Here is an 11,643-nt window from a genome sequence, read left to right on the forward strand (position 1 = left end):
CGGAGCCAGTCCCCGATGGTGGCGACCGGCAGCTCCTCGCCGACCGTGGTGACGAAGTCGGCCTCGCCGGAACGGAGTCGCTCCTCCAGCGTGCCGAGGAGGCCGTCGGTCACCCGCTCGACCGTACGGCCGAGCCGCTCGATGGTGGACCGGTCGAACGCCCCGGCCGCCCGGCGTACCCGGGTGTGCTCCGGAGCGTTGAGCGCGGGCAGGGTGCTGCTCATCTCCCGCGACGAGGGCGCGTTCCAGCGGGTGCCGGGCCCCTGTTTCTCACGCCAGCGTTTGTCGGGCTCCAGCCAGTCGCGGCTGCGCAGCACCCTGTCGCAGACGTCGAAACCGGTGACGAGGGAGCCGCCCCAGGGTGCGGGGCTGACGGTGCCCCTCGACCGGAGTTCCGCGTAGATCGGAAACGGGTCGGCTTGCCCCTTCGGCGTTCGCAGCCGCGAAAAGAGTGAGACGGCGGCCCGGCGGTCGGACGACGGGATGGTGGAAACTCCCATGGTGATGGCTCCTTCCTGAGCATCAGGCGCGCCATGCATACCCGCGAGGTAGTTTAAGCATCCAATACCACACGAGTTAACTGGAGTTACTTGCGTCACTCCCCTCTCGTCCAAGCCAAAAAGCGGCTGAAAAGGCCCCCCTTGTGGAGCGGTGCGGCGGCCGGCTGCGCCGCGGACCGCTGCGCGGCGGGCGCGGCCGACTGCGGGCTCCGTACGGCCTGGGAAGGCCCGGTCTCGAAGCCCTCCGAGACCACCGCGCGCGGGGAGAACCGGACCGGAAGGGTCATCAGCGAGCGGCTCCACGGCGTCGGGGCCCAGGTGAGGGCCCTGAAGGAGACGCGCATCTCGATGTCGGGCAGCCGGTTGAGCAGCGACTCCACGGCGGTGGCCGCGATCATGAACGCCGGGTCCTTGGCGGGGCAGGCGTGCGGGCCCGCTCCGAAGGCCAGATGCGCCTTGCCGCTGAGCTGTTCGCGGTGCTCGGTCAGCCGGGGATCGGTGTTGGCGGCCGCGAACGAGATCAGGATGGGGTCGTTGGCCCGGACCGTCCTGCCGCCCAGCTCCACGTCGTGCGTGGGGTAGTGGGCCGCGTAGTTGGCGATGGGCGCGTAGTTCCAGAGCGCCTGGGAGACCGCGTCCTCGACCGGCAGGCCGGTCTGCCACTCCTCGCCGAGGTACAGCGCGCTGCTGGTGCCGATGGTGGCCGTCAGGGGAGCGGTACCGCCGGAGAGCAGGGTCACCAGCTGGTGCAGCACCTCCTCGTCGCTCAGCCGGGCCGGGTGCTCCATCAGACGCGTCGTCAGGTCGGCGCCGGGGCGCCGCCGCTTGAGGGCGATCAGCTCCGCGAGCGCCGATCCCAGCGTCTCGTCCGCGCCGGGGGTGCCGTCGAAGATGCCGCTGATCCCGACGATGACCCGGTCACCGACCTCCGGCGGGCAGCCGAACAGATCACTGAAGACGAGCAGGGGCAGCGGCTGCGCGTAGTCGGCCATCAGCTCCGCCTGGCCCCGGACATCGGAGCTGAAGCGGCTGATCAGGTAGTCGGCCGACTGCTGGGTCTGCCGGACGAGCTGGAGCTCGTTGACGGTGTTCAGACTGTCGGTGACCGCCTGCCGCAGCCGGGCGTGCGAAGCGCCGTCGCTGAACAGCGCGTTGGGGCGGTAGCCCATCATGGGCAGGGCCGGGCTGTCCGCCGGGACACGCCCTTCGTTCAGCGCGTTCCAGCGACGGGAGTCGCGGACGAACGAGGCGGGGTTCTGCAGGATGTGCAGGGCCGCGTCGTAGCTGGTGACCAGCTCGACCTCGACGTCCGGTGCGATGTCGACGGGCGCACTCGGCCCGGAGGCGCGCAGGTGGGCGTAGTGGCCCTCGGGGTCGGCGCCGAACTCGGGACCGAAGAGCTGGACGTTCCCGTGCGCGGGGCAGCCGGGCGGTATCCCCTGGGTGTCGTATGAGTGCTGCATGCCAGGGCTCCTAGCCGAGTTGGGTCATGAGGTGCGTCACCAGAGTGATGAGCGCGTTCGCCGACGAGGCCTCGTCCCGTACGTCACAGGCCACGACGGGGGTCTCCTCGGAGAGGTTCAGCGCTTCCCGCACCTCGTCGAGCGGGTAGTCCGTGGTTCCGTCGAAGCGGTTGACGCCGATGGCGTACGTCAGCCCGAAGCTCTCGACCAGGTCGAGGACGGGGAAACTCTCGTGCAGCCGTTCCGGGGCGACGAGGACGAGTGCGCCCAGCGCGCCCCGGGAGAGCTCCTCCCACATCTCCTTGAAGCGCTCCTGCCCGGGCGTCCCGAAGAGATAGAGGACCAGTTGGTCGCTGAGGGTCAGCCGGCCGAAGTCCATCGCCACCGTGGTGGTCTTCTTGTCCGGCGTGCCCGACAGGTCGTCGAAGCCCTCGCTGGCCTCGGTGATCTCCTCCTCGGTCTGCAGCGGCTCGATCTCGGAGATGCTGCCGATGCAGGTGGTCTTGCCGACTCCGAAGTGCCCCACTATGAGGATCTTCACCGCTTGGGAGACGTCTGGATCCAGGTACACGGGTCACGCTCCGAATCTGGTCTTCAAGCCGTCCAGCACTGCGCTGAGCAGTTCACGGTCGGCACGTTCGGCGCGCGGTACGGGCTTCCTCACGATGATGAGGCCGCTCCCCTCCATCTGCGCCAGGAGGATACGCACGATGCCCAGCGGCAGGTGGGTGTGGCCCGCGACCTCGGCCACGGACAGGAAGCCGTCGCTGACCAGGTCCATGACCTGCCGGGCCTCCGGCGACAACGTACGCGCGGCCGCCGACGCACCCTCCCCCGCGGTCACGAGGGTGGTGTGCCCGTACTCGTGGTCCGGGGGCAGCGCCTGTCCTCCGGTGATCACGAAGAGGGGGACTAAGGGGGAGGTCAGCTCAAGGTCGAGGTCCTGGTCCGGCTCGTCACTCATCCCCGGCCTCCTTGCTCCGCGCCTCCGGGCCCCTCAGCTTGGGCACCACCTCGTGCAGGCGTGTGGTGAACTCCTCGATGTCGCAGTCGTGCTCGGCGGCGGCGGCCAGGAACGCGCCGTCACCAGCCGCGATCAGGAAGGTCCAGCCGTGCTGGAACTCCATGACCGTCTGCCGCCACTGGGGGGTCTCCCGCTCACCGGCGAACTGGGACGTGACGCGGCTGTAGGCGTGGATCCCGGTCATGGCGGCGGAGATGGTGTCCGCCAGGTCCCGGCTCATCCCCGAGGTCGCCCCGCGGGGCAGGCCGTCGGACCCGAGCAGCACGGCGTGCCGGGCGCCTCGGACCTCGGCGATCACCTGGTCGAGGTCGGGGAGTACGAATCCGGGCCCGCCCGTGCCCTCCCGCCGGGCCGGGGAAGCGCCGTCGGCCCCGGCCCCCTCCTGCGCGCTCACTCTCGGCGGCGACGTGAGGTTGTTGCCCAGCCGGGCGACGAGACGGTGCATACGGAAGGAGATCTGCTGCATGTCCACGTCGGGCGCCGCGGCGGCGGCCAGGTACGCGCCCTGCCCCGCCCCGATCAGGAAGATCCACCCGTGGGCGAACTCGATGATCGTCTGGTTCCACTGCCGGTCGGCCGCCGGCCCGGCGAAGTGGGCGGTGGCGCGGCTGAGCGACTGCATCCCGGCCATGGCGGCGGAGATGGTCCGCACGTCCTTCTCGGCCAGGCCCTCCGCGGCTCCGCGGGGGAGGCCGTCCGCGGACAGCAGGACGGCGTGCCGTGCACGGGGCACGTTGCTCACGATGTCCTCGAGCATCCACGACAGATCTGCGGTCATTCGTCTTCGAACCCTTCGAACGACGGGGTGTCGAGGTTGCGGCCCGACAGCGTGCCGCGCTGGAAGGCACCCAGGCCGCGGCCGGACGTACGGCCCGGCTCCTCGGACGGCCGGGGCGCCGACCGGGCGGCCGGGCTGTCGGGAACACTGGCGATGGGCGACTGGCGCGCTCCGCGCTTCGGCAGGCCGTGCATCGTGCGCGCCGTGTTCTGCGACCGGCCCTCGACGCGCCGGATGTTGGCGACGGGAGCCTCCTCGACCGGCGGCGGTGTCTCCTCCATGGTCCACAGCTCCTCTGGCAGCAGGACGACGGCCCGGACGCCCCCGTACCGGGAGACACCGGTGACGTCGACCTTGAACCCGTACTGACGCGCGATCAGTCCGACGACGGGGAAGCCGAACTTCGGCTGGTTGCCCAGCTGCGACAGCTGGGGGACGAGGTCGCCGGACAGCAGCGCGGTCGCCCTCTGCCGGTCCTCGTCGCTCATGCTGACGCCGGCGTCGTCGATGACGATGCAGAGGTTGCTCTGGACCCGCTGGAACGTCACCTCGATCGGCGCGTCGTGCTGGGAGAAACTGGCGGCGTTGTCGAGCAGTTCGGCCACGGCCAGCGCCACCGGCGCGACCGCGGAGGCCTTGAGCGCGAGCCCGGCCTGCTGCATGATCTCGACCCGGTGGAAGTTGCGGATCTGCCCCTGGGCGCTGCGCACCACGTCGTAGACGCTGGCGGGCTTGTTGCGGCGGCCGAGCGGGGCGCCGCACATGACCGCGATGCCCTGCGCCTTGCGCGCCATCTGGGCGTTGGCGTGGTTCACGTCCAGCAGGTCGGCGAGGACGGGGTGGCCGCCGTACTTGCGCTGGATGTCGTCCAGAAGCGTGGTCTGCTCCGCCGCGAGGCTCTGCAGGAAACGGGCGGCCCCCTTGAGGACCGCCTTGGTGCTCTCCTCCGCGGCCTGTTCGGCTTCTCGGATGGTGCCCTCGTACTCGTCGCGGTGCTTCTGCAACTCAGCGCGCGCGTAAGCGAGTTGACTCTCGGCAGCGTGCATCTGCTGAGTCAGCGCGGCCTCGGAGCGACGCTTCTTCTCGCCCAGCCCTCTGCTGCGGACGAAGAGGACCACGGCTGCGGCGACGGCTAGCGCCGCTACCGCAACCAGGCACCATATGAGCGCGTCTCGAATCATGGAAACCTTCCCGGCGCGTGGCATGCGGACATCGGCGGATACACCTCGCGAGGATCCGCGACACAGCCGCTCGGAACTGCTCGACCGCTGCATGCTGAGCAGGCCGACCTCAAACCAGCGCCTGGTCGAGTGGATCAAGGTCGCAGATGCGGGGATGCTATCACCGCAGATCATCCTATGATCGAACCGTCAGTCTGCCCCGATATGCGGGCCGAAGCGGCTGCTGTACACAAAACGGCGACAAGCGCTTCCAGGGGTGCCGCGGCCGATCGTCCCGCGCCGCGCGGGCGGCTCGCGGAGCGCCATCGGACCGCCGGCGGAACCGAGCTGACGCGTCGTCGCATGTCATGGCGCCGCCGTCGGGCCCGGCCTTCCAGATCCGGACGCCCCGCGAGCGGAGGAAAGCGGTAAGCGGAGGCCGCCAGTTAGCCGTGTGGGCCATGCGCCGCCAGGGGCGGTGAGGGTGATCCGGAGGCTGACCCGGCGATCGCTGGGGGCGATCATTTCAAGCCATTTTCCTGGCAGTTCACTCAGGGCCGTCACGGTGCCGGGCGGTTCCGGGGTCCCGGAAACTCCAGGTGCCGCCGCCTTTCCACCCGTGCCGACGGCACGTTCCACAGGCACAGGTCGGCCAGCGCGCGGCACCTACGAGCCCCCGGCGCGCGAACGGTCCCCGCGGGCACCGTTCGGGGACGGGCGACGGGCTTCACCGGAAGGGTGCGCTCGGGGCCGGTGCCGAGCGGTACGGGTGGCGGGCGCCGGGTGCCGGGCCCCGGGTGCCGTACCCACGCCACGGGCCCGGTCGACGGTCGGCAGCCGGGGCACGGGCGGCGGTGGACGCCCGGTACCGAATCCGGCCGCCGACCCGCGTGGCTCACGGACCACGCCGACGCAATGGCCGACTACTACTGTCTCGTACTACATCGGACGACACGGGGCGGAGAGGGGTGGGACGGTGGCACTCGACATCAACGAACCGTTCGGGCAGAACTGGACACACGCCGCTCAGTTCGGAATCGCCTTCGCGCTGTCCTGCGCGATCGGGCTGGAACGGGAGATCCGCCAGAAGGCCGCCGGTCTGCGCACGTACACGATCGTCGGGCTGGGGGCCGCCCTGTTCACCCTGGTCAGCAAGTACGGCTTCAGCGACGTCCTGCTGGAGGGACGGGTGGTGCTCGACCCGTCGCGGGTGGCGGCGCAGATCGTCTCCGGGCTCGGCTTCATCGGCGGGGGCGTCATCTTCGTCCACCGGGGTTCCGTCCAGGGCCTGACCACGGCCGCCTCCATCTGGCTCACCGCGGCGATCGGAGCGGCCGCCGGGGCCGGTCTCCCCGTCCTCGCGGCGCTGGCCACCCTCGCGTACTTCCTGGTCTCCTACGGCGTCCGACCGCTCGCCCACATGCTTCCGGCCCTCCGCAACGCCTCCATCGGGTACCGGATCACCTACACGGAGGGGATGGGCACCTTGCGGGAGCTGGTCAACCACTGCACCGGCGCCGGGTTCGCCATCTCGGAGCTGACCACCTTGACGGCCGACGGGACGGGGATGTTCCGCCGACGCCGGCGGGAGGCGGAACACCCGGCCGAAGGGACCGTGGAGATCGCGCTCAGCATCCAGGGGCGCGGCGATGTGGACGCCCTGACCGCGAAACTCGCCCGCACCCCCGGCGTACTGGCCTGCAGCAGGAGCGATCTGGCCGACGAGTGACACGGCCGTGCCCCCGGGCCGCGGACCACGGCGTGGCGGGAGCGACGTGCCGAGGCGCCCGGCGCGGAGCCGATGACGGGCCGTACGGACGCCGGCCCGGAGCCTGATCCGGCGCAGCCGGGGACACCGGCCGGCGCCCGTGCGGGGGCCGGACGCGGGACCGGTGCCGTGCCGCCCGCGCCGGGCCGGCCCCGCCCGGGCCTCACCTCATCCGCGCGGCGGGTGCCAGCCCGGATCACGGCCGGTCAGGGCCAGCAGCCGCTCGAAGGGGGTGGCCCCGGGCGGTACGGGGAACGGATCTCCGAACACCTTCATCTCGCGGGCCCTCGGCGCCATCTGCGCGAACTGCGACTCCAGTTCGTCGGTCACCACCGGGTCCGCCGTGACGTCCTGGCCGGTCGCCCGCGCCAGGTCCCAGCCGTGCACGGCCAGGTCCCCCAGCACCATCAACCCCACCGTCCTGGCGGGCAGCCCCATCCCTCCGACCAACCCCTCCTCCGCGCCCGGCGCGTCCCAGGCCTCCCTCAGCCGTGCCGTCTCCTCCTCGAACCTGCCTCGCCAGTCCCCGGTCACGACGTCCGGGGTCTCGCCGAACTCCACGGGTTCACGGGCGGCCAGCGCCTGGAAGTTCGCGACGACGAGGAAGAGGTGGTTCAGCAGCGCCCGTACGTCGTACTCGCTGCACGGTGTGGGACAGGTCAGCTGTTCGTCACGGACGGCCCGTACGACGGGGCAGGTGCGGGCCGAGGCCGCGTCCAGAAGTTCACTGATCTTGTTCATACCTCCTACGATCCACCCGGCGCCTCCGGTCGTCTTGAAGAAACGCGACAGCCCCTTAGGATCCCGTCCATGGCCGGACCCGGACGCGACACCCGGGGCATCATCGACGCCCCGGGCCTGCTCTCCCGTGTGCACTTCCGCACCCGGCAGCCCGCCCCGGGCCTGCGCCCGCACCTGGAGCACTACTGGCTGATCGACTGGGACCTCCCCGAGCCCTACACCTCGTACGTCGTGCCGCACCCCTCCGTGCACCTGGTCTTCCAGCAGGACGAGTCGGAGGCAGGACCGGCCGGGCGGGCCGACGTGTTCGGCATCGTGCGGGGACTGTTCACCCGGCACCTGGAGGGCCGTGGGCGGGTGTGCGGTGTGAAGTTCCGGCCCGGCGCCTTCCGGCCGTTCGCCCCGCGGTGGCCGGTCTCGGCGTGGACCGGGCGCCAGGTCCCGGCCGGCGAGGTGCTGCCCGCGCCGCCGGTCCGACCGGTGCTGGGTCCCTGCGACGAGGACGCCCGCGTCGCCGCCCTCGACGCGTATCTGCTGCCGCTCGTGCCCCCGCCGGACCCGAGGGCCGTGCAGGCGACGGCCCTCGTCGGCCTGGCCCGCACCGACCGCACCCTCCTTCGGGCCGACGCGCTCGCCCGCGCCGGAGGGCTCTCGGCGCGCTCGCTGCAACGGCTCTTCTCCACGTACGTGGGGGTCGGGCCGAAGTGGGTCATCCTCCGCCACCGCATCCACGAGGCCCTGCAACGGGCCGCGGCCGACCCGGAACCAGACTGGGCCACGCTGGCCGCCGATCTCGGCTACAGCGACCAGGCGCACCTGGTCAGGGACTTCACGGCGACCGTGGGCGCCCCGCCGTCGGCCTTCGCGTCCCACGGGTGACCACCCGGGGCACCGGCCGCCCACCACTCCGGAAACCCTTCGCCGCCCCGGCCGCCCGATGGCATCCTGACCAGGTGAACGGACCTGAGATCGACGTGGAAGTGGCCCCGGAGCTGCGGCTCTTCGTCGCCCATGAACGCCGCCGCGGCAGCACCGCCGTGGTCACCGACGGCTCGTCGAGCCTGGGACACGTCGTGGAGTCCCTCGGTATCCCCCTCACCGAGGTGGGGGCGCTGGTCGTCGACGGCCGGACGGTGCCCGCCCCACACGTCCCGGGGCCCGGTGAACGGGTCGAGGTGCGGGCCGTCGAGCGGCCGCAGCGGGTCCCCGGCGCCCCCCTGCGCTTCCTGCTCGACGTCCACCTGGGCACGCTGGCCCGCAGGCTGCGCCTGCTGGGCGTGGACGCGGCGTACGAGAGCGAGGACATCGGCGACCCGGCGCTGGCGGCGCTGTCCGCGCGGGAGCGGCGCGTGCTGCTCTCCCGGGACCGGGGGCTGCTCAGGCGCCGCGAGATCTGGGCCGGGGCGTACGTCTACAGCGACCGCCCCGCGGAGCAGCTGCGCGACGTGCTGGGCCGGTTCGCGCCCGTGCTCGCCCCGTGGACCCGCTGCACCGCCTGCAACGGGGAGCTCGCCGAGGCCGACAAGGACGCGGTGCGGGCCGATCTGGAGCAGGGCACGCAGGCGTCGTACGACGTGTTCGCCCGGTGCACGGCCTGCGGGCGGGTGTACTGGCGGGGCGCCCACCACACCCATCTGGAGGCCGTGGTCGCGGACGCGGTGCGCGAGTTCGGCGGCCTCGACAGCGGGTCACCGGCCGGCTGAGGGCGGCGCCGGCCGGGCGGCCGTCCGACGGCCTCCGCGCCCCGGGCCGGCCTGCCTATCCTGGGCGCGTACCGATCAGCTGTCCGAGGAGTTCGCCATGGCCGCCACCCCCATCGCCGTCGTCACCGGTGCGAGCAGCGGTATCGGTGCCGCGACCGCCCGGCAACTGGCCGCCGCCGGATACCGCGTCGTGCTGACCGCCCGCCGCGAGGACCGCATCGAGGCCCTCGCCGCCGAGATCACCGAGGCGGGCCACCAGGCCACCGCCTACGCCCTGGACGTCACCGACCGGGCCGCGGTCGACGAGTTCGCCACCGCGTTCCGTTCACTGGCCGTCCTCGTCAACAACGCGGGCGGCGCGCTGGGCGCGGACCCCGTGGCGACCGGTGACCCCGCCGACTGGCGTCAGATGTACGAGACGAACGTCATCGGCACCCTCAACGTCACCCAGGCGCTGCTGCCCGCCCTGACGGCGAGCGGGGACGGCACGATCGTGGTGCTCTCCTCGACGGCCGCGCTCGCTTCGTACGAGGGCGGCGGCGGTTACGTCGCGGCCAAGCACGGCGAGCACGTGCTGGCCGAGACCCTGCGTCTGGAGATCGTGGGCACCCCGGTCCGGGTCATCGAGGTGGCGCCCGGCATGGTCAGGACCGAGGAGTTCGCCACCACCCGCTTCCGGGGCGACACCGAGAAGGCGGCCAAGGTCTACGCGGGCGTCGACGCCCCGCTCACCGCCGACGACGTGGCCGACACCATCACCTGGGCCGTCACCCGGCCCAGCCACGTCAACATCGACCTGCTGGTGGTCCGTCCGCGCGCCCAGGCCTCGAACTCCAAGGTCCACCGCACGCTCTGAGGGCCCCGGCCGGCCGGAGGAGCCCCCCGCGCCCCTCCGGCCCCCCCCTCACCCCTTCACGCAGACGACCTGCTTGAGCTTGGCCACGACCTCGACCAGGTCCCGCTGCTGGTCGATGACCTGCTCGATCGGCTTGTACGCGGCCGGGATCTCGTCCACCACACCGGAGTCCTTGCGGCACTCTACGCCCCGCGTCTGGTTCTCCAGGTCCTTCGTGGTGAACGCCCGCTTCGCCGCGTTCCGGCTCATCCGCCGGCCCGCACCGTGGGAGGCCGAGTTGAACGACTTCGCGTTGCCGAGGCCCTTCACGATGTAGGAACCCGTGCCCATGGAGCCCGGGATGATCCCGAAGTCCCCGGAGCCGGCCCGGATCGCGCCCTTCCGCGTGACCAGCAGGTCCACGCCGTCGTACCGCTCCTCCGCCACGTAGTTGTGGTGGCAGGAGATGACCGGGTCGAAGACGACCTTCGCCTTCTTGAACTCCTTGCGGACGACGTCCTGGAAGAGCCCCATCATGATCGCGCGGTTGTACTTCGCGTACTCCTGTGCCCAGAACAGGTCGTTGCGGTACGCCGCCATCTGCGGGGTGTCCGCGATGAAGACCGCCAGGTCACGGTCGACGAGGTCCTGGTTGTGCGGGAGCTTCTGGGCCTGGCCGATGTGGAAGTCCGCGAGCTCCTTGCCGATGTTCCGGGACCCGGAGTGCAGCATCAGCCAGACCGCACCCGCCTCGTCGAGACAGAACTCGATGAAGTGGTTGCCCGATCCGAGCGTCCCCATCTGCTTCGTCGCACGGTCCTGACGGAATCTGACCGCGTCGGCGACCCCGTCGAACCGTGCCCAGAAGTCGTCCCAGCCGGTGGTCCGGAAGCCGGGCAGCCGTCCCGGGTCCACCATCTCGTCGTGCATCCCGCGTCCCACCGGGATGGCCTGCTCGATCTTCGAACGCAGCCGGGACAGGTCCCCCGGCAGGTCACCGGCCGTCAGAGAGGTCTTGACCGCGGACATCCCGCAGCCGATGTCCACGCCCACCGCGGCCGGGCAGACCGCCCCGTGCATCGCGATGACCGAGCCGACGGTGGCTCCCTTCCCGTAGTGGACGTCCGGCATGACCGCGAGGCCCTTGATCCACGGCAGGGTCGCCACGTTCCGCAGCTGCCGCATCGCGACGTCCTCGACGGACGCCGGATCCGCCCACATCCGGATGGGGACCTTCGCGCCCGGCACCTCTACATACGACATAACCCCTCGATTCCCCCGAAAAATTCTGAAAGCGCAAAACCGGTGCCAAGGTCGGCATACAGGTCGGCCGACCGGCATTCACAGCGGCGCGTGCGATACACATTGTCTCCATCGGCCGCTGTTCGGCGGCAACTCGTTTTCCGTACCGAAGGGAGCCCGGTCCCGTGCGACACATGGCGTACGTACCCGGCGTCGCGCTCCTCGCAGCGCTCGTCGTCGGCTGCAGCGCCGACTCCGGCACCGGCCGTTCCTCCGGCACCGGCCGTTCCGGCGCCGACGGCAAGCCCGGCAGCCCCACGGTGACGGCCGCGGCGCCCGGCAAGTACCGGACCCTGCCCGAGTCCTGCCGCGCGGTGCCGCGCCCCACCCTCAAGGACCTGCTGCCCGGCGCCGCGGACCTGTCCGAGG

Annotated in this window: 11 protein-coding genes and 2 pseudogenes; 5 read left to right on the forward strand and 8 right to left on the reverse strand. The window is 71.5% G+C overall.

Going from position 1 to position 11,643, the window contains the following annotated elements; genetic code table 11:
* The 6 genes and pseudogenes from IH13_RS0116170 to IH13_RS0116195 all read right to left on the reverse strand — a co-directional run.
* Positions 1-500: pseudogene (locus tag IH13_RS0116170) on the reverse strand (cytochrome P450); the annotation flags it as partial.
* A gap of 95 nt (positions 501-595) precedes the next feature.
* Positions 596-1,963: a cytochrome P450 family protein gene (locus IH13_RS0116175; protein WP_031085019.1), complete on the reverse strand. Its 1,368-nt coding sequence runs from the start codon at positions 1,961-1,963 to the stop codon at positions 596-598.
* A 10-nt stretch (positions 1,964-1,973) separates the two neighbouring features.
* On the reverse strand, positions 1,974-2,534 hold the full coding sequence (locus IH13_RS0116180; RefSeq protein WP_031085022.1) for a GTP-binding protein: 561 nt from the start codon (positions 2,532-2,534) through the stop codon (positions 1,974-1,976).
* Positions 2,535-2,537: 3 nt separating this feature from the next.
* Positions 2,538-2,927 (reverse strand): DUF742 domain-containing protein, encoded by a 390-nt coding sequence (locus IH13_RS0116185; protein ID WP_031085025.1) that lies wholly within the window; start codon positions 2,925-2,927, stop codon positions 2,538-2,540.
* Complete coding sequence (locus tag IH13_RS0116190; RefSeq protein ID WP_199814691.1) at positions 2,920-3,765, reverse strand: roadblock/LC7 domain-containing protein; 846 nt, start codon at positions 3,763-3,765, stop codon at positions 2,920-2,922. Before IH13_RS0116190 ends, IH13_RS0116185 begins: the two co-directional genes overlap by 8 nt.
* Positions 3,762-4,946, reverse strand: coding sequence for an ATP-binding protein (locus tag IH13_RS0116195; protein WP_031085029.1), 1,185 nt, complete (start codon positions 4,944-4,946; stop codon positions 3,762-3,764). Before IH13_RS0116195 ends, IH13_RS0116190 begins: the two co-directional genes overlap by 4 nt.
* 955 nt (positions 4,947-5,901) lie before the next feature.
* On the opposite strand from IH13_RS0116195, the gene IH13_RS0116200 reads away from it, so the two are divergent.
* Positions 5,902-6,654: an MgtC/SapB family protein gene (locus IH13_RS0116200; RefSeq protein ID WP_031085031.1), complete on the forward strand. Its 753-nt coding sequence runs from the start codon at positions 5,902-5,904 to the stop codon at positions 6,652-6,654.
* 207 nt (positions 6,655-6,861) lie between these two features.
* Here IH13_RS0116200 and IH13_RS0116205 read toward each other — a convergent pair whose 3' ends face one another.
* Entirely contained in the window at positions 6,862-7,434 is a 573-nt protein-coding gene (locus IH13_RS0116205; RefSeq protein ID WP_031085033.1) for a TIGR03086 family metal-binding protein, read from the reverse strand.
* A gap of 69 nt (positions 7,435-7,503) precedes the next feature.
* Here IH13_RS0116205 and IH13_RS0116210 point away from each other — a divergent pair, with 69 nt between their 5' ends.
* The 3 genes from IH13_RS0116210 (at position 7,504) to IH13_RS0116220 (ending at position 9,993) form a co-directional block, all read left to right on the forward strand.
* On the forward strand, positions 7,504-8,313 hold the full coding sequence (locus IH13_RS0116210) for a DUF6597 domain-containing transcriptional factor (protein WP_031085035.1): 810 nt from the start codon (positions 7,504-7,506) through the stop codon (positions 8,311-8,313).
* Between the two features lie 74 nt (positions 8,314-8,387).
* Entirely contained in the window at positions 8,388-9,137 is a 750-nt protein-coding gene (locus tag IH13_RS0116215) for a Mut7-C RNAse domain-containing protein (protein WP_031085037.1), read from the forward strand.
* 97 nt (positions 9,138-9,234) lie between these two features.
* Complete coding sequence (locus IH13_RS0116220; RefSeq protein ID WP_031085038.1) at positions 9,235-9,993, forward strand: SDR family NAD(P)-dependent oxidoreductase; 759 nt, start codon at positions 9,235-9,237, stop codon at positions 9,991-9,993.
* Positions 9,994-10,041: 48 nt separating this feature from the next.
* Here IH13_RS0116220 and IH13_RS0116225 read toward each other — a convergent pair whose 3' ends face one another.
* Complete coding sequence (locus tag IH13_RS0116225; RefSeq protein WP_031085040.1) at positions 10,042-11,235, reverse strand: RtcB family protein; 1,194 nt, start codon at positions 11,233-11,235, stop codon at positions 10,042-10,044.
* Positions 11,236-11,408: 173 nt separating this feature from the next.
* On the opposite strand from IH13_RS0116225, the pseudogene IH13_RS44650 reads away from it, so the two are divergent.
* A pseudogene (locus IH13_RS44650) lies at positions 11,409-11,643 on the forward strand (DUF3558 domain-containing protein); the annotation flags it as partial.

The organism is Streptomyces sp. NRRL WC-3549 (genome assembly GCF_000721935.1).
Lineage (GTDB): Bacteria > Actinomycetota > Actinomycetes > Streptomycetales > Streptomycetaceae > Streptomyces.

Coding starts and splice junctions, on each gene's coding strand:
- IH13_RS0116185 (WP_031085025.1), bottom strand. CDS start 2,927: ATGAGTGACGAGCCGGACCAGGACCTCGACCTTGAGCTGACCTCCCCC.
- IH13_RS0116225 (WP_031085040.1), bottom strand. CDS start 11,235: ATGTCGTATGTAGAGGTGCCGGGCGCGAAGGTCCCCATCCGGATGTGG.
- IH13_RS0116195 (WP_031085029.1), bottom strand. CDS start 4,946: ATGATTCGAGACGCGCTCATATGGTGCCTGGTTGCGGTAGCGGCGCTA.
- IH13_RS0116220 (WP_031085038.1), top strand. CDS start 9,235: ATGGCCGCCACCCCCATCGCCGTCGTCACCGGTGCGAGCAGCGGTATC.
- IH13_RS0116190 (WP_199814691.1), bottom strand. CDS start 3,765: ATGACCGCAGATCTGTCGTGGATGCTCGAGGACATCGTGAGCAACGTG.
- IH13_RS0116205 (WP_031085033.1), bottom strand. CDS start 7,434: ATGAACAAGATCAGTGAACTTCTGGACGCGGCCTCGGCCCGCACCTGC.
- IH13_RS0116175 (WP_031085019.1), bottom strand. CDS start 1,963: ATGCAGCACTCATACGACACCCAGGGGATACCGCCCGGCTGCCCCGCG.
- IH13_RS0116210 (WP_031085035.1), top strand. CDS start 7,504: ATGGCCGGACCCGGACGCGACACCCGGGGCATCATCGACGCCCCGGGC.